The organism is Achromobacter aegrifaciens (assembly GCF_902859965.1).
In the GTDB taxonomy this organism is placed as follows: Bacteria; Pseudomonadota; Gammaproteobacteria; order Burkholderiales; family Burkholderiaceae_B; genus Achromobacter; species Achromobacter aegrifaciens.
The window spans coordinates 731,989-747,226 of sequence record NZ_CADIKO010000003.1 but is presented as its reverse complement, the minus strand read 5'-3'; the positions used below and the strand labels follow the sequence as shown (position 1 = coordinate 747,226).

General features: G+C 67.1%; 15 protein-coding genes. 5 read left to right on the top strand and 10 right to left on the bottom strand.

Annotation, left to right across the window (positions count from 1 at the left end):
* Nucleotides 1–38: 38 nt before the first annotated feature.
* Nucleotides 39–1,019 (bottom strand): isoaspartyl peptidase/L-asparaginase family protein, encoded by a 981-nt coding sequence (locus HV793_RS22465; RefSeq protein WP_054450701.1) that lies wholly within the window; start codon nucleotides 1,017–1,019, stop codon nucleotides 39–41.
* Nucleotides 1,016–1,891 (bottom strand): MurR/RpiR family transcriptional regulator, encoded by an 876-nt coding sequence (locus HV793_RS22460; protein WP_054450699.1) that lies wholly within the window; start codon nucleotides 1,889–1,891, stop codon nucleotides 1,016–1,018. The genes HV793_RS22465 and HV793_RS22460 overlap by 4 nt, the downstream gene beginning before the upstream one ends.
* 189 nt (nucleotides 1,892–2,080) lie before the next feature.
* On the opposite strand from HV793_RS22460, the gene HV793_RS22455 reads away from it, so the two are divergent.
* Nucleotides 2,081–2,539, top strand: coding sequence for a GNAT family N-acetyltransferase (locus HV793_RS22455; RefSeq protein ID WP_054450697.1), 459 nt, complete (start codon nucleotides 2,081–2,083; stop codon nucleotides 2,537–2,539).
* 43 nt (nucleotides 2,540–2,582) lie between these two features.
* On the opposite strand, the gene HV793_RS22450 is transcribed toward HV793_RS22455, so the two are convergent.
* The 3 genes from HV793_RS22450 to HV793_RS22440 all read right to left on the bottom strand — a co-directional run bounded on the left by HV793_RS22450 (nucleotide 2,583) and on the right by HV793_RS22440 (nucleotide 4,581).
* The gene (locus HV793_RS22450) at nucleotides 2,583–3,236 is read right to left on the bottom strand and encodes a CoA transferase subunit B (RefSeq protein ID WP_054450695.1); all 654 of its coding nucleotides are present in this window, start codon (nucleotides 3,234–3,236) and stop codon (nucleotides 2,583–2,585) included.
* A gap of 11 nt (nucleotides 3,237–3,247) precedes the next feature.
* Nucleotides 3,248–3,946, bottom strand: coding sequence for a CoA transferase subunit A (locus tag HV793_RS22445; RefSeq protein WP_025137174.1), 699 nt, complete (start codon nucleotides 3,944–3,946; stop codon nucleotides 3,248–3,250).
* A gap of 185 nt (nucleotides 3,947–4,131) precedes the next feature.
* Nucleotides 4,132–4,581, bottom strand: a complete 450-nt coding sequence (locus HV793_RS22440; protein WP_119450957.1) for an acyl-CoA thioesterase — start codon at nucleotides 4,579–4,581, stop codon at nucleotides 4,132–4,134.
* Nucleotides 4,582–4,693: 112 nt separating this feature from the next.
* Between HV793_RS22440 and HV793_RS22435 the strand changes: the two genes are divergently transcribed.
* The 4 genes from HV793_RS22435 to HV793_RS22420 all read left to right on the top strand — a co-directional run bounded on the left by HV793_RS22435 (nucleotide 4,694) and on the right by HV793_RS22420 (nucleotide 8,792).
* Nucleotides 4,694–6,340 (top strand): electron transfer flavoprotein-ubiquinone oxidoreductase, encoded by a 1,647-nt coding sequence (locus tag HV793_RS22435; RefSeq protein WP_054450691.1) that lies wholly within the window; start codon nucleotides 4,694–4,696, stop codon nucleotides 6,338–6,340.
* A gap of 74 nt (nucleotides 6,341–6,414) precedes the next feature.
* Nucleotides 6,415–7,275, top strand: coding sequence for an NAD-dependent epimerase/dehydratase family protein (locus tag HV793_RS22430; protein WP_175161943.1), 861 nt, complete (start codon nucleotides 6,415–6,417; stop codon nucleotides 7,273–7,275).
* 72 nt (nucleotides 7,276–7,347) lie between these two features.
* The gene (locus HV793_RS22425; RefSeq protein ID WP_175213963.1) at nucleotides 7,348–8,451 is read left to right on the top strand and encodes a cytochrome P450 family protein; all 1,104 of its coding nucleotides are present in this window, start codon (nucleotides 7,348–7,350) and stop codon (nucleotides 8,449–8,451) included.
* A complete protein-coding gene (locus HV793_RS22420) occupies nucleotides 8,448–8,792 on the top strand; it encodes an antibiotic biosynthesis monooxygenase family protein (protein ID WP_175213962.1) in 345 nt (114 codons plus the stop codon). Before HV793_RS22425 ends, HV793_RS22420 begins: the two co-directional genes overlap by 4 nt.
* A gap of 10 nt (nucleotides 8,793–8,802) precedes the next feature.
* Here the strand turns inward: HV793_RS22420 and HV793_RS22415 are convergent, their stop codons facing one another.
* The 5 genes from HV793_RS22415 to HV793_RS22395 are packed head-to-tail and all read right to left on the bottom strand — an operon-like array spanning nucleotide 8,803 to nucleotide 15,083.
* Nucleotides 8,803–10,578 (bottom strand): ABC transporter ATP-binding protein, encoded by a 1,776-nt coding sequence (locus HV793_RS22415; protein ID WP_175213961.1) that lies wholly within the window; start codon nucleotides 10,576–10,578, stop codon nucleotides 8,803–8,805.
* A complete protein-coding gene (locus HV793_RS22410; protein WP_054450682.1) occupies nucleotides 10,575–11,396 on the bottom strand; it encodes an ABC transporter permease in 822 nt (273 codons plus the stop codon). The genes HV793_RS22415 and HV793_RS22410 overlap by 4 nt, the downstream gene beginning before the upstream one ends.
* 7 nt (nucleotides 11,397–11,403) lie before the next feature.
* Nucleotides 11,404–12,348 (bottom strand): ABC transporter permease, encoded by a 945-nt coding sequence (locus tag HV793_RS22405; RefSeq protein WP_013392266.1) that lies wholly within the window; start codon nucleotides 12,346–12,348, stop codon nucleotides 11,404–11,406.
* Between the two features lie 6 nt (nucleotides 12,349–12,354).
* Entirely contained in the window at nucleotides 12,355–13,926 is a 1,572-nt protein-coding gene (locus HV793_RS22400) for an ABC transporter substrate-binding protein (protein ID WP_175213960.1), read from the bottom strand.
* A 50-nt stretch (nucleotides 13,927–13,976) separates the two neighbouring features.
* A complete protein-coding gene (locus tag HV793_RS22395; RefSeq protein ID WP_054450679.1) occupies nucleotides 13,977–15,083 on the bottom strand; it encodes a C45 family autoproteolytic acyltransferase/hydrolase in 1,107 nt (368 codons plus the stop codon).
* Nucleotides 15,084–15,238: the final 155 nt, after the last annotated feature.

The following is a 15,238-nucleotide window of genomic DNA, read 5'->3' as shown; positions in this document are numbered from 1 at the left end:
TGATTCCCCAAATACTGAAAAAACGAACCCGCCGCCGCTTATCGGTAGATAGCGGTGACCGGCTTCTCGCCGACGCGGGCGTAACCCCGATACATGCCTTCCGTGTTGAACGGCAAGGCCACATTGCCCTGGGCGTCGACGGCCACCAGGCCGCCCTTGCCATCGATGGTGGGCAGCTTTTCATGCACGACGCGGTCGGCGGCCGCTTCCAGCGACGCGCCGCAATATTCCATCTGCGCCGCCACGTCATAGGCGGCGACCATGCGGATGAACATTTCGCCGGTGCCCGTGGTGGACACCGCGCAGGTCTTGTTGCTGGCATAGGTGCCGGCGCCGATCAGCGGCGCGTCGCCCACGCGGCCGACCTGCTTGTTGGTGATGCCGCCGGTCGAAGTGGCCGCGGCCAGGTTGCCCTGGGCGTCCACCGCCACCGCGCCCACGGTGCCGAACTTCTTGTCCGAGTCCAGCGGATCGGCCGGTGCGGGCTGGCCGCGCGCGACCAGCGCCTGGCCGTCATGGTCCAGCACCGCCGCTTCCGGCGTTTCGCGCTGCACGCGCAGCAGCTGTTCGCGGCGGGCTTCGGTGGAGAAGTAGGAGGGATCGACCAGTTCCACGCCTTCTTCCTTGGCGAAGGCTTCGGCGCCCTCGCCCACGAAGAACACGTGCTTGCTGTTTTCCATGACCTTGCGCGCGGCGAAGATCGGGTTGCGCACGCGGTGCACGCCGGCGATCGCGCCCGAGCGCAGCGTGGCGCCGTCCATGATGGCGGCGTCCAGTTCGTGGGTGGCGGCGCTGGTGAACACGGCGCCATGGCCGGCGTTGAACAGCGGACAGTCTTCCAGCAGGCGGACGGCTTCGGTCACGGCGTCCAGGGCGCTGCCGCCACGGGCCAGCACGGCCTGGCCGGCGGTCAGGATGGATTCCAGCGCGCTCAGGTACTCCTGTTCTTTCTCGGGCGACATGGCCGCGCGGGACATCGCGCCGGCGCCACCGTGAATCGCAATCACGGGTTGAATCATCGTTTACCTACTCCATGGATGAGCCACGGCATCACGGACTGGGTCACCCCAGCGGCGGCCGCGACGGAATTCTTGGCCCGATAGGCCACCGCGGCCGACAGGGCTTCGATCAGCCCCAGCGCAGCGGTTTCGGAATTGGGAATCAGCTGGCGCGCGGAATACGCATACAGCAGGACGGAAGCCGTGGGCGCCAGCGGCGAGGTGGGCTTGTCGGTCAGCACCAGCACCGGCACGCCGGCCTGCTTGGCGGCGCCGGCCAACGTCACCGTGTCGGCCAGGTAGCGGGGAAAGCCGATGGCGATCACCAGGTCCTTGGACGTCATGCGCGCCATCTGGCGCGCCGCGTGCGACACGCCGCCGGGACCGGCCAGCGATTCGACGGAATGCAGATGCATGCACAGGCCGCGCTGCAGGAGGCCGGCCAGGAAGCCGCTGGCGCCGAAACCGATGATGAAAACGCGGTCGGCGGCCAGGATGGCCTCCACTGCCTGCTCGCAGGCGGCGGCGTCCAGCGACTGCAGGTTGCGCTGGGCATTGCGGATGTCTTCTTCCAGCGTGGCGGCGAAGATCTGCACGGCGCTGGCGGAATGCGCCAGCTCTGTGCGTAGCTTTTCCACTGGCTCCAGCGCCGCCTCGAAGCCGCGCGCGAGTTCGGCGCGAAACTGCGGATAGCCCGGCAGGTCCAGGGCGCGCGCGAAGCGGTTGGCCGTCGCCACCGACACTCCCACCGCCGCGGCGAACTCATCGATGGTCATGGTGGCGGCGCGGAACTGGTGCGCCAGCACGTACTCGGCCATCTTGTGCTGAGTACGGCTCAGCGCGGGCTGGGCCCGGGCGATCCGGTCAGCAATCGTGAGTGCGGCCTTGGTCATCGAGGGGGGAGATGTAGCGGGAGTTTATGTAAATCTGTTTACAAACAAATTTTAGAGAAGAAAATAGATTTTCATACTAAGGGTATACCCGTGAAAACATGTAACAGTGCATCGAATAAAACGGGGTCGGTTTGAGGTACGCTAAGGCCCGCCCTAATGGCCCCCACCCCGCCACACCGGATTGACGCTATGCCCGATTGGATCTGCAAGCCGCACCAGGAACTGACCGTGACCGAGATCTACGCGATCCTGCGGTTGCGCACGGAAGTCTTTGTCATTGAACAGAATTGCATCTTCCAGGACATGGATGGCAAGGATCTGATCGGGCAGACCTCGCACCTGATGGCCTGGCAGGACGGCAAGCTCGCCGCCTATTGCCGCATCCTGGATCCGTCGCTGAAGGACGGCCAGATCGAGATCGGACGCGTCATCACCGCCCCCTGGACCCGCGGCCAGGGCCTGGGCCACGAGCTGATCCGCCACGCGATGCAGGAAGTACGCCTGCGCTGGCCCGGCCGCGCCATGTACCTGGGCGCGCAGGCCCGACTGCGCAACTACTACGGCGGCCACGGCTTCGTGCAGGTCACCGAGGAGTACATCGAGGACGGCATCCCGCATGTGGGGATGCGGCTCGACGAAACGGCATAAAAAACGCCCCGGAGGGGCGTTTTTCATGGGTGCGGCGCAAGGATTACTTGACTGCCGACACGTCCAGCTTGGCCTGGGTCTTGGACTTGATCTCGTCCACCGTCACGCCCGGCGCCGTTTCCAGCAGCTTGAGGCCGTTTTCGGTGACTTCCATCACGCCCAGGTCGGTGATGATCAGGTCGACCACCCCCACGCCCGTCAGCGGCAGGTTGCATTCGGACAGCAGCTTGATGTCCTCGGTGCCGTCCTTTTTCTTGGCCACGTGCTCCATCAGGACCACGACGCGGCCCACGCCCGCCACCAGGTCCATGGCGCCGCCCATGCCCTTGACCATCTTGCCCGGAATCATCCAGTTGGCCAGGTCGCCCTTTTCGGACACCTGCATGGCGCCAAGAATGGCCAGGTTGATCTTGCCGCCGCGGATCATCGCGAACGAATCCGCCGACGAGAAGATCGAGGAGCCGGGCAAGGTCGTGACCGTCTGCTTGCCTGCGTTGATGAGGTCGGCGTCGACCTCATCGTCGGTGGGGAACGGGCCGATGCCCAGCAGGCCGTTCTCGGATTGCAGCCACACTTCCATGCCCTTGGGCACGTGGTTGGCCACCAGGGTCGGCAAGCCGATGCCCAGGTTCACATAAAAGCCGTCTTGCAGCTCGCGCGCGGCGCGTGCCGCCATTTCATCGCGGGACCATGCCATGTCTGTTCTCCTTAGGCCGGGCGAGTGGTGCGTTGTTCGATGCGCTTTTCGGGCGTTGCATTCAGCACGATCCGATGCACATAGATGCCGGGCAGATGGATCTGATCGGGATCCAGGCTGCCGGTGTCAACGATTTCCTCGACTTCGACCACCGTGAACTTGCCCGCCATGGCGACGTTCGGATTGAAGTTGCGGGCGGTCTTGCGGAACACCAGGTTGCCGCTGCGGTCGGCGATGTGCGCCTTGACCAGCGACACGTCCGGCACCAGCGAACGCTCCATCACGTACTGCTGGCCATCGAACTCGCGGATTTCCTTGCCGTCGGCGACGATGGTGCCCACGCCGGTGCGGGTGAAGAAGGCCGGGATGCCGGCGCCGCCGGCGCGCAGCTTCTCGGCCAGCGTGCCCTGGGGAGTGAACTCCAGCTCGAGTTCGCCGGACAGGTACTGGCGCTCGAATTCCTTGTTCTCGCCCACGTAGGACGCAATCATCTTGCGGACCTGGCGCGTATTGAGCAGCTGGCCCAGGCCAAAGCCGTCGACGCCCGCGTTATTGCTGATGCAAGTGAGATCCTTCACGCCCGAATCGCGCAGCGCGGCGATCAGTGCCTCGGGAATGCCGCAAAGGCCGAAACCGCCCACGGCAATCATCTGGCCGTCCTTGACGATGCCTGCCAGCGCCTCCTGGGCGCTTGCAAAAACCTTGTCCATCGCTCCAACTCCTAGTTAAGGTCGAACTTGAAGAGGGCGCGGCTGCCGACGCCGGTCCCAGCAACACCGTACGGAGTCCTGTGCGGCTGGCGCCTAGGGTGGCGCGCCCTTATTGCTTTTTTGATTTTGCGCTGATTTTACCGGCATGGCCGGCCAACGCACGCGCTATTTTGGCCGGCGCCGATTCAAGCCCCGGGCTTGAACATGGCGCCCAGCTTGGACAGCACCTCTTGCGGCCACGGGGCGGACGCATTGACCACATAGTCCATCCAGACTAGCACGTTGCGCGCGCGGGCATACGGACCGCCTTCGTCGCCCGCCTTCTCCAGCAGCAATTCGAATTCGGCGCTGGATCGGCCTATGCGCATGAGTTTGTGCGTCACGAGCACATTGGCGGGATAGGTCAGCGGCCGCAGAAAATCGCAGGACGCATGCGCCAGGATGAGCCCCTGATCTGCGGGGAGCGCGAAACCCGCGCCATAGAGTATCTGTATCCGGGCCTCTTCCATGAGGCGGAAATACATCGCATTGTTCAGATGATTCAGAGCGTCCGAGTCGCCCCACCGCAAAGGCAGTTCGACTTGATGGGTATCTCCCACGGCCAGGATCCGCGCTGAGGTTTTGTCCGCGTTCACCAATTACTCCTGATGGCTAAAAGAAATACGAAGGCAACCATGGCCTCCGCCTGCAATACAATCGCCGATAATACTTCCAGCCATATATGGAATACATACGGGGAGCTTTGCAATGTCTGAACGCGAGTCGATGGAATATGACGTGGTCGTGGTTGGCGGTGGACCCGCCGGCCTGGCCACTGCTATCCGTCTTAAGCAGTTGGCCGCTGAGAAGAATCAGGAAATCGGCGTCTGCGTACTTGAAAAGGGCGCGGAACTGGGTGCACACATCCTGTCCGGCGCCGTCATGGACCCGCTGGCGCTGACCGAGCTCATCCCCGACTGGAAGGAAAAAGGCGCGCCCCTGAACGTGCCCGTCACGCATGACAAGTTCATGTTCCTGTCCGAGACCGGCGCGCGCACCACGCCCAACTGGCTGCTGCCGCCCTGTTTCCACAACGAAGGCAACTACATCGTCCGTCTGGGCGATGTCGTGAAGTGGATGGGCGAGCAGGCCGAGGCCCTGGGCGTGGACATCTTCCCGGGCTTCGCAGCCGTGGAAGTGCTGTACGACGAAAACGGCGCGGTCCGCGGTGTGGCCACCGGCGACATGGGCGTGGCCCGCGACGGTTCGCACACCGACCATTACCAGCCCGGCATGGAGCTGCACGCCCGCTACACCGTGTTCGCCGAAGGCGCGCGCGGCCAGTTGGGCCGCCAGCTGATCGAACGCTATAAGCTGGACGACGGCCGCAATCCTCAGTCCTACGGCATCGGCATCAAGGAAATGTGGGAAGTCGATCCGGCCCAATCCAAGCCCGGCCTGGTGATCCACACCGCCGGCTGGCCGCTGGACGCCGACACCTACGGCGGCTCCTTCCTCTATCACCTGGACAACAACCTGGTGGCGGTGGGCATGATCGTGGGCCTGGACTACGCCAACCCCTGGTTGTCGCCGTTCGACGAATTCCAGCGCTACAAGACGCACCCCGCCATCCGCGGCACCTTTGAAGGCGGCAAGCGCATCGCCTACGGCGCGCGCGCCATCACCGCGGGCGGCCTGCTGGCCCTGCCCAAGCTGACTTTCCCGGGCGGCGTGCTGGTCGGCTGCGAAGCCGGTTTCCTCAACGCCTCGCGCATCAAGGGCAGCCACGCCGCCATCAAGTCCGGCAAGCTGGCCGCCGAAGCCGCGTTCGACGCGCTGGTCGCTGACCGCCGCCAGGACGAGCTGGCCGCCTACCCCGCGGCCTTCGAGTCTTCCTGGCTGCATGCGGAACTGAACAAGGCGCGCAACTTCAAGCAGTGGTTCAAGAAGGGCCGCACCATCGCCACCGTGATGACCGGCGTCGAACAGCTGCTGCTCAAGGGCAAGATGCCGTGGACCCTGCGCCACAACAAACCCGACCACGCCTGTCTGCAACCCGCATCGCAATGCGCGCGCATCGACTACCCCAAGCCCGACGGCAAACTGACCTTCGACAAGCTCAGCTCGGTGTTCATCTCGAACACCAACCATGACGAGAACGAACCCGTCCACCTGACGCTGAAGGATCCGTCCGTGCCAGTGCAGGTCAACCTGGCCAAGTATGGCGGCCCGGAATCGCGCTACTGCCCGGCGGGCGTGTACGAATTCGTCAAGGACGACCACGGCGAGGACCGCCTGCAGATCAACGCGCAGAACTGCGTGCACTGCAAGACCTGCGACATCAAGGACCCGACCCAGAACATCGTCTGGGTGGCCCCGCAAGGCGGCGAAGGGCCCGTGTACAGCGGCATGTAACGCTACCGGACGCCCGCGCCCGGCCACCGAAGGCGCCCCGCGGGGCGCTTTTTTTTCGACAGGCAGAACTCTCCATGACCGAACGCGTACTCCTTATCGGCTGCGGCGACCTGGGTCAGCGCGCGGCCCGGCGTTTCCTGGCGCGCGGCGACGAAGTCTACGCGCTGCGCCGCAATCCACCGGTAGGGGATGCGGACGGCATCCACTGGCTGCGGGGCGACATCTCCCGCGCCGACGGGCTGCCCGCCCTGCCCCCGGGTGTCACGCGGCTCATCCACCTGCCCGCGCCCGGCGCGCGCGAAGCCGCCGCCTACCGCGCGGTGTTCGTCGATGGCCTGAAACACGTGCTGGACGCGCTGGACGCCACACAGCTCAAGCGCATCGTGTTCATCTCGTCCAGCGCGGTCTACGGCGAACACGAAGGCGGCTGGGTCGACGAAGACACGCCGCCCGCGCCGCTGGGCGTCAATGGCCGCATCCTGCTCGAGGCCGAAGCCGCGCTGGCGGCCCGCGGCCTGCCCTCGACCGCCTTGCGCCTGGCGGGCCTCTACGGCCCCGGACGCCTGCACTTGATCGAACGCCTGCGCCAAGGCGCGGCAGGCGCGCCGACCGCTCCCGAACACTGGGCCAACCGCATCCACATCGACGACGCGGCGGGGGCCGTGGTCCATCTGGCGCTGCTGCCCGACGTCGCGCCTGTCTACATAGGCTGCGACGATACGCCGCTGCCCCTGCACGAGCTCTATGCCGACCTCGCCAGGCTGATCGGCGCCCCCGCGCCGCGCGAGGCGCCGGCGCCGGCCAACGTCGGCAGCAAGAAGCTGAGCAACGCTCGCCTGCGCGCCAGCGGCTTCACCCTGCAATGGCCGGACTCGCGGCTCGGCTATGCCGCGCTGCTGGCGGCGGCAGGCAACCCGGACGCGCCGCAGGCATAGTTCGCCGCGCATCGAATCGTGGCCGTCAAGGCTGGCGGATACTGGCGGCCGTATCCATTACCGGCCATCGCCATGCATCCTGCCCATCCCCTGCAGGCGGTCACTCACCCCGACCCCTACCCGTACTACGCCGCGCTGGCGCGCGAGCGGCCGCTGTATCGCGAGGCGGCGCTGGACCTGTGGGTGGCCAGCCATCCGGACGCGATAGCGGCCATCATGCAGCATCCGGCCGCGCGCGTGCGCCCGGCCGCGGAGCCCGTGCCCAAGGCGCTGTGTCCAGGCCCGGCGGGCGAACTCTTCGGCCGCTTCGTGCGCATGAACGACAGCGCAACGCACACGCAGGTGAAGGCCCTGCTGAGCGCCTACCTCCGCGAACAATCGGCGCGGCCCTGTACGCCCGCGTGTCCCGATCCCGGCCCCCTGGACGCCGCCGCCGTCGACCGTTACCTGAGCGCCGCGCCGGTGCATGCGCAAGCCGCCTTCCTGGGGCTGCCGCCTGACCTGTATGCAGATTGCGCCGCCGATATTGCGGCGTTCCTGTCCGCGCTGCCCGCCGCCGCAGCGGCGGATCGCATCGAAGCGGGACACGCCGCAGCGCAGCGCCTGCAGACACGCCTGGAATCGCATCTGCAAGCCCCCGACGCCGCGCCGGCCCTGCGCCGGCTGCGCGAAGACGGCGCGCGGGCGGAGATAGCGCCCGCGGTGCTGGCCGCCAACCTGGCCGGCCTGCTGTTCCAGTCCTGCGAGGCGGGCGCCGGCCTGCTGGGCAACGCCATCGTCCTGGCCGGACGGCGCGGCCTGCGCGCGGATCTCACGGACGCTGCGGCGCTGGCACTGGTGGACGACGTGGAACGCAGCGACCCGCCGTTGCACAACACGCGGCGCTTTCTCGCCGCGGGCATGGACGTCTGCGGCTTGCGCATCGAAGCCGGCCAGACCGTGCTGCTGGTGCTGGCCGCGGCTGCCACGGTGCAACCCGAGGCGCACTGGACTTTCGGCGCTTTCGGGCATGCCTGCCCGGGCCGCCTTCCGGCCCGCCAGCATGCGGCGGGCGCGCTCACTCGCCTGCTGCGCGCAGGCCTGGATGCCGCGGCGCTGGCGGCCCGTTTCCGTTACCGGCCGCTGCCCAACGCGCGCGTGCCGCAGTTTGATTTTTCCGAGGAACAAGCACCATGATCGCAGTGATATTCGAAGTCGAACCCGCCCACGGCAACCCCGATCCCTATCTGCACATCGCCGCCAGCCTGATCGACGAGCTGAAGGCCATTGACGGCTTCGTCTCGGTCGAACGCTTCCAGAGCCTGAGCGATCCGGGCAAGCTGCTGTCGCTGTCGTTCTGGCGCGATGAAGCGGCGGTCCAGCGCTGGCGCACGCTGGAGTCGCACCGCCGGGCCCAGGAAGCCGGGCGCGGCGGTGTCTTCGCCAATTACCGCCTGCGCGTGGCACAGGTGCTGCGCGACTACGGCATGAACCAGCGCGACGCGGCGCCCGTCGACAGCCGCGAGCGGCACGGCTGAGGCCCCCGCCTCAGGCCCCGGCCGCGGCTGCCGCCAGCGCCACCCGGTGGGTCGCGCCTGATTCGAGTACCGCCGTCATTGCGGGCAGGCCCGGCGCGGACGAGGGATCGAAGTAATCGGCCTCGTCGCGCCCCGGGCCCGCCGGCAGGTCGCGCACTTCCACGCGAAAGCCCTCGGTCCGGTTGCCGCGCAGTTCCGGCACCGCCTGCAACAGGCGGCGCGTGTAGGGATGCGTGGGCCGGTCGAACACTTCGTCGCGAGTGCCTTCTTCGACGATATGGCCGCGCAGCATCACCACCACGCGGTCGGCGATCTGCTCGACCACGCCCAGGTCATGCGAGATCAGCAGGCAGGCAAAGCCGTGTGAACGCTGCAGCGACATCAGAGTCTCCAGCACCTGCTTCTGCACGGTGACGTCCAGCGCCGACACTGGCTCGTCCGCGATGATGACCTCGGGCCGCAGCACCAGCGCCCGCGCGATGGCCACGCGCTGGCGCTGGCCGCCGGACAGCTCGTGCGCATAGCGCTCGGCGTAGTCCTCGCCCAGGCCCACGTCCCGCAACGCGTCGGCCACGCGCTTGCGGCGGATGTCCGCCGTCATGCCGCCTTCCAGCCGCAGGCCCTCCCCCACCAGGTCGCCGATGGTCATGCGCGGATCCAGCGATGAATAGGGATCCTGGAACACCATCTGCACCCGCCGGCGCGCCGCCTGCCACGACTGCCCCGAACCGCCCGCGGGCAAGGCTTGGCCGTCCAGTTCGATGCGCCCCTGCGCCTGCGGCACCAGTCCCAGGATGGACATCATGACCGTGGTCTTGCCGCTGCCCGATTCGCCGACGATGGCCAGCGTTTCCCCCGGCGCCACCGCGAACGTCGCGCGGTGCACGGCGCGCACCGCGCGCTTGCGGAACCAGCCCTCGCGGACCGAGTAGTCGATCGCCAATCCGTCCACCTGCAGGATGGGCGCCGCTTCGACGGCAGGCCGGGCCGGACCGCGCTTGGGCAACGCGTCCAGCAGGCTGAGCGTGTACGGATCCGCCGGCCGCGACAGCACCTCGGCCACCGGCCCGGTCTCGACCGCCCGGCCGCGGCACATCACCAGCACGCGCTGCGTGTACGCGGCCACCAGCGCCAGGTTGTGGCTGATGAAGATCAGCGCCGTGCCCTGCTCGCGCGTCAGTTCGCACATCAGGTCCAGCACTTCCTTCTGCACCACGCAGTCCAGCGCGGTAGTGGGTTCGTCCGCGATCAGGAGGCGCGGCTTGAGCAGCATCACGCCCGCCAGCAGAATGCGCTGGCGCATGCCGCCGGAGAATTCATGCGGATAGCGCTTCATGCAATCCTGCGCGTCGCGCACGCGCACCCGCTCCAGCATCCGGACGGCTTCGTCCCAGGCCTCGCGGCGCGCCATGCCACGGCGCAGAACCAGCGCCTCGATCAGTTGTTCGCCCACGCGGAACGCCGGGTTGAGCGACACCATCGGCTCCTGGAACACCATGCCGATGCCGGTGCCGCGCTTCGCCAGCCAGTCGCGCGGCGCCTGCTGCAACAGGTCCTGGCCTTCGAACAGCGCCTGTCCGCCGGTGATGCGCGCCGAATCGGGCAACAGGCCCAGCAGCGTCTTGCCGATCAGCGTCTTGCCGCTGCCGGACTCACCGACGATGGACAGCGATTCGCCTGCGTGCAGATCGAATGACACCCGGTTCACCACCGGCGCGGCGTCGCGCTTGCCCGGAAAGCGGATCTCCAGGTCGCGCACGGACAGCAAGGGTTGCGCAGCGCTCATGCCATCACCCCCCGCATGCGCGGATCCAGCAGATCGCGCACCGCATCGCCCAGCAGATTGATGCCCAGCAGGCTCAACGAAATCATGGCGCCCGGAAACACCGCCAGCCAGATGGCCTGGTCCATGGCGTTGCGGCTTTCGGACAGCATGCCGCCCCAGGTGGCCAGCGGCGGCGGCACGCCCAGGCCCAGGAAGCTCAGCGCGCTTTCCGCCAGCAGGGCGGAACCGAAGATCGAGGTCGCGAAGATCAGCAACGGCGGCAGGCAGTTGGGCAGTACGTGGCGGAACACGGTCCATAGCCCCCCATGGCCGGTGGCGCGCGAGGCAATGACGAAATCGCGCTGGCGCAGGGACAGCGCCGCGCCGCGCGCGATGCGCGACACCGACGGCGAATACGCCAGGCCCAGCGCCAGCACCACGCCCCATTTGGACGGCCCCAGCACGGTCATGATCCCGAGCGCGAGCAGGAGGCCCGGAAACGCCATCAGCGATTCCACCAGCACGGTGATGCCGCGATCGACCCAGCCGCCCGCATAGCCGGCCGTGACGCCTATCGTCGTGCCCAAGAGCAGCGCCAGCAGCACGGAAAACACGCTGACCGCCACGCTGACCCCGGCGCCCGCCATCAGCCGCGACAGCACGTCGCGGCCGAATTCATCGGTGCCCAGCCAGTACTCCGCCGACGGCGGCGAAAAGCGCGCCAGCAGATCGCCTTCCAGCGGATCGTGCGGCGTGTACACCAGCCCGACCAGGGCCAGCAGCACGACGCCCCCGACCAGCGCGCCGCCCAGGACGGCATTGGTATGTTTAAAGCCCATGATGATCCTATTGAAGCTTCACGCGCGGGTCGAACAGCGGATACAGCAGATCCACCACCAGGTTGACCGCCACGTACAAGAGCGCGATGAACAGCAGGCAGCCCTGCACCACGGGGTAGTCCCGCGCATAGATGCTTTCCACCAGCAGCCGCCCGATGCCCGGCAGCGTGAACACGGTCTCGATCACCGCGGCGCCCGACAGCAGATGGCCCAGCATCAGGCCGATCACCGTCAAGGTGGGGCCGAACGAATTGGGCAGCACATGGCGCAGCATGACGCGCTTTTCCGGCAGGCCCTTGGCGCGCGCATGCGCCACGTATTCCAGCCGCAGCGTCTCGATGGTGCTGGCGCGCATCATGCGCGTGATGGCCGCGATTTCCGTCAGCACGATGGCGCAGACCGGCAGCACCAGATACCGCGCCGCGCCCAGTCCGCCCTGGGCGATGGATTCGAAGCCATACACCGGCAGCCAGTTCAGCTTCACGCCAAACAACCAGATCAGCAGGATGCCGACCCAGAAGCTGGGCATGGACACGAACAGGATCGAGGTCGACACGATGGCGGTGTCGGCGCGGCGGTTCTGGCGCCAGGCGGCCACCATGCCGGCGGGCACCGCCACCAGGCAGGCCAGCAGCGTGGCGGTCAGCACCACCTGGGCCGTCACCGCAAAATGCGTCAGCACCAGATGCATCACGGGTTCGCGCCGCGCGATGGACATGCCCAGGTCGCCCTGCAGCGCGTTGCCCACCCAGATCAGGAACTGCTCGCCTACAGGACGGTCCAGCCCCAGCGCGTGGCGCATTTCCGCCAGCAGCGCCGGGTTGTCGATATCGCCCAGCATCAGCGACGCAGGATCCCCGGGGATCGCGCGTATCAGCGCGAACACGAGCACCGTGACGACGATCACGGTGGGCACCGACGCCGCGATGCGCTTGAGTAGATAGCCCAGCACGGCGCCTCAGTTCTTGGTCACGTTGAAGAAACGCGGCTTGCGCAGCGGCCAGCCGGTAAAGCCCTGCAGCTTGCTGGAGACGACCACATAGCCGGGCTTGTTGTAGTACATCAGCAGCGGCGTGTCGCGCAGCATCAGGGCATGCAGCTTGTCGAAGGCCTGCTTACGCACGGCAGGATCGGATTCGGCTTCTATGCCTTCCAGGATGGCCGCGGCCTCCGGACTTTCCCACTGGGCCATGGGCGTTTTGGACTTATCGCCGATCACGTCGCGGAACATCAGCGCCGGCTCCGTGCGCGCGGAATACGCGAATGCCATCAGCTGGAACTTGCCTTCGCGGAAGTTGGTCACCTGGGTGCCCCATTCCAGCATGTCCAGCTCGGCCTTGATGCCGGCCTTGCCCAACAGCTGCTGCGTCACCACCGCGACGCGGTACAGGTAGGGATAGCGCTTGTTGGCCTGCAGCTTCAGGGGCTCGCCGCGGTAGCCGGCGGCATCGAGCAGGCGCTTGACCTCTTTCAGGTTCTTCTCGTAGCCGGCGCGGTCGGCCTCGGAGTAGTAGACGCTGGCCGCGGGCACCAGGGACGGGTTATAGGCCGCCTGGCCGTTATTCAAAGCCTTGGCGATGCCGGGAAAGTCCAGCGCCAGCGCGATGGCGCGGCGCATGTTCACATCCGACAGCAAGGGCGCGCGCGTCTGCATCAGCAGGTTGACGGTGTCCAGGCCCTGCTCGGTGACGATGTTCCAGCGCGGGTCCTTGGCCGGCAGATTGTCTTCGTCAGCGTTGTAGGCGTCGACCTGCCCCGCCATGAGCGCCGCCTTCTGCGCGGCCGCATCCGGAATCACCACGAAGCGCACATTGGCCCGCGCCACTTTCTTGCCGGCCATGCCGCTGGGCGCTTCCTCGCGCGGCTTGTAGCTGGCGTACGGTGTCAGCAGCAGGTACTGTTCCTTCTTCCATTCCGCCAGCACGTAAGGACCGGTGCCGATGGGCCTGGCCCACTTGCCGTCGGCGTCGACGCTCTTGGCGCTCAGCACCGGCATCGGGCACTGCACGCTGGCCATCTGGTCCAGAAACAGCGCGTAGGGCTGCTCCAGCCTGAACACCACGGTGGCCGGATCGGGCGTCTCCACCGCCACGACCTTGGCGCCCTTGCTGCCGTCGTAGAGGTTCTTGCAGGAGTACTCGGACTGGGCGCCGTTGAGGTAGTCGTAGGTCCATTTGACGTCGGCCGAGGTCATGGGCGTGCCGTCATGGAAGGTGACGCCCTGGCGCAGCTTGAAGGTATAGGCGCGCTTGTCGTCGGACAGCGTCCAGCTGTCGGCCAGCATGGGGGCCACGCTCATGTCGGCGCGCAGCGCCACCAGGGACTCCACCACGTGCGCCAGCACGTTGTCGGTGGAAGTGTTGCGGGACCGCCCGCCGGGCAGCGTGGTCGGCGTGCCCGACCCTTCGGCGTAGCGGATTTCTGGCGCGGCGGCCTGCGCCCGCACGGCGGCGGGCAGAGCGGCCACGGCGGCGGCCAGCGCGGCGGACAACAGCAGCGCGTTCTTGGCGCGCGTAGCATGCGAATTCATAGGGATCACTCCAGGCGCGGCGCTCGCCGCATACGGGTCTGGGGGCCGGCTCAGAAGAGCCGGTACTCCGCGAAGTTGCGTCCTTCGTAGGGCTTGCGCGCGATCCACATCACGCCGCTGGCGGGCTCCATCAAGGTGGTGGCCACCGTGGCCGAGATGCTGTCGAAACTGGCCGGCTTGGGCGAACGCAGCACGCCGTCGGGCGCGGCGAAGTCGTCGGCCAGGATGCGCTTGACCGTGTCCCAGTCGATGCCGCCCGTGGCGCGCGCCAGCATGTCCTGCACACGGCGCTGGCGGTAGATCGAATCCGGATTGGCCGCCAGCCCTTTGTCGAACAGCTTGGCGCGCGCGGGCGGGCTGATCCAGTGGTTGGCATGTACCAGCAGGCCGTCCTCGGGGGTGATCCAAAAGATTTCGTCGGGCGAGCACTCCAGGTCGACCGCCTCGCCCTGCGCCTGCGCCAGCATCAGGTTGTTGGAGCAAAAGCGGCGCGAGGCCCACAGCACCTTCATGGCGTTGCAGATGTTGCTGGCTTCCAGCATCTTGCGCCGCACCAGCACCAGCGGCACCTCGGCGGGGCGCTGATAGTCGTGTTCGCAAGACAGGAAATTGCCGGACAGGGAAACGCCCGCGCTGTTGAAACCGTGGCGCGCGAGGCTGCCGGCTTCCGTGAACACCAGCAGGTCGGGGCCGTCTTCGCGGCGCATGCGCAGCACGATGCCGGTGTCCACGCATTCCTCGCGCCAGTCCCAGTTATGGGCATGCATGAGCTTGCCGCCGGCGGCGGCCTCGGGCAGCACGACCAGGCCGGTGCAGCCATCGTCCAGCCCCTTGCGGGCGCGGCCCAGCTCGGCATGGCCGAACATCATTTCGGTGCGGCAGTTGATGACCACCACATCCTCCAGCGCCTGGCCCGATCCGTCGGCGATGCCGCGCAGCTCTTCCAGGTAGGCCGCGTCATAGTCGCCCACCACCGGCACCATGGCGGCGGCCAGTTCCTTCAAGCGGTCCGCGGCAACGCCGCGCCGCTCCAGCTGCCCGCGGTAGAGGGCCACGCTGCGCGCCACGCGCTCGGGGACGGCGGCGCCATGCTGGCGGCCCCGCTCGTATGGGCTGCCCTGTACATCGACCAGGGGGAAGGGGGTGGGCAAAGTCACGGCTCAAGGCTCCGGAGCAAGGTTCAAGACGGGCAAATTTTGTACTAATATAATAAAAAGTTCAATACAAGGGTTTCCCCGGGGCCACTATCGCGAACGTTGCGCGCGTAGCTCTCCGGTACCATTCCGACTCCGTCGCCCTTCGCGCCCATCCT

Coding starts and splice junctions, on each gene's coding strand:
- HV793_RS22450 (WP_054450695.1), bottom strand. CDS start 3,236: ATGGCATGGTCCCGCGATGAAATGGCGGCACGCGCCGCGCGCGAGCTG.
- HV793_RS22435 (WP_054450691.1), top strand. CDS start 4,694: ATGTCTGAACGCGAGTCGATGGAATATGACGTGGTCGTGGTTGGCGGT.
- HV793_RS22460 (WP_054450699.1), bottom strand. CDS start 1,891: ATGACCAAGGCCGCACTCACGATTGCTGACCGGATCGCCCGGGCCCAG.
- HV793_RS22425 (WP_175213963.1), top strand. CDS start 7,348: ATGCATCCTGCCCATCCCCTGCAGGCGGTCACTCACCCCGACCCCTAC.
- HV793_RS22455 (WP_054450697.1), top strand. CDS start 2,081: ATGCCCGATTGGATCTGCAAGCCGCACCAGGAACTGACCGTGACCGAG.
- HV793_RS22400 (WP_175213960.1), bottom strand. CDS start 13,926: ATGAATTCGCATGCTACGCGCGCCAAGAACGCGCTGCTGTTGTCCGCC.
- HV793_RS22445 (WP_025137174.1), bottom strand. CDS start 3,946: ATGGACAAGGTTTTTGCAAGCGCCCAGGAGGCGCTGGCAGGCATCGTC.
- HV793_RS22420 (WP_175213962.1), top strand. CDS start 8,448: ATGATCGCAGTGATATTCGAAGTCGAACCCGCCCACGGCAACCCCGAT.
- HV793_RS22465 (WP_054450701.1), bottom strand. CDS start 1,019: ATGATTCAACCCGTGATTGCGATTCACGGTGGCGCCGGCGCGATGTCC.
- HV793_RS22410 (WP_054450682.1), bottom strand. CDS start 11,396: ATGGGCTTTAAACATACCAATGCCGTCCTGGGCGGCGCGCTGGTCGGG.
- HV793_RS22415 (WP_175213961.1), bottom strand. CDS start 10,578: ATGAGCGCTGCGCAACCCTTGCTGTCCGTGCGCGACCTGGAGATCCGC.
- HV793_RS22430 (WP_175161943.1), top strand. CDS start 6,415: ATGACCGAACGCGTACTCCTTATCGGCTGCGGCGACCTGGGTCAGCGC.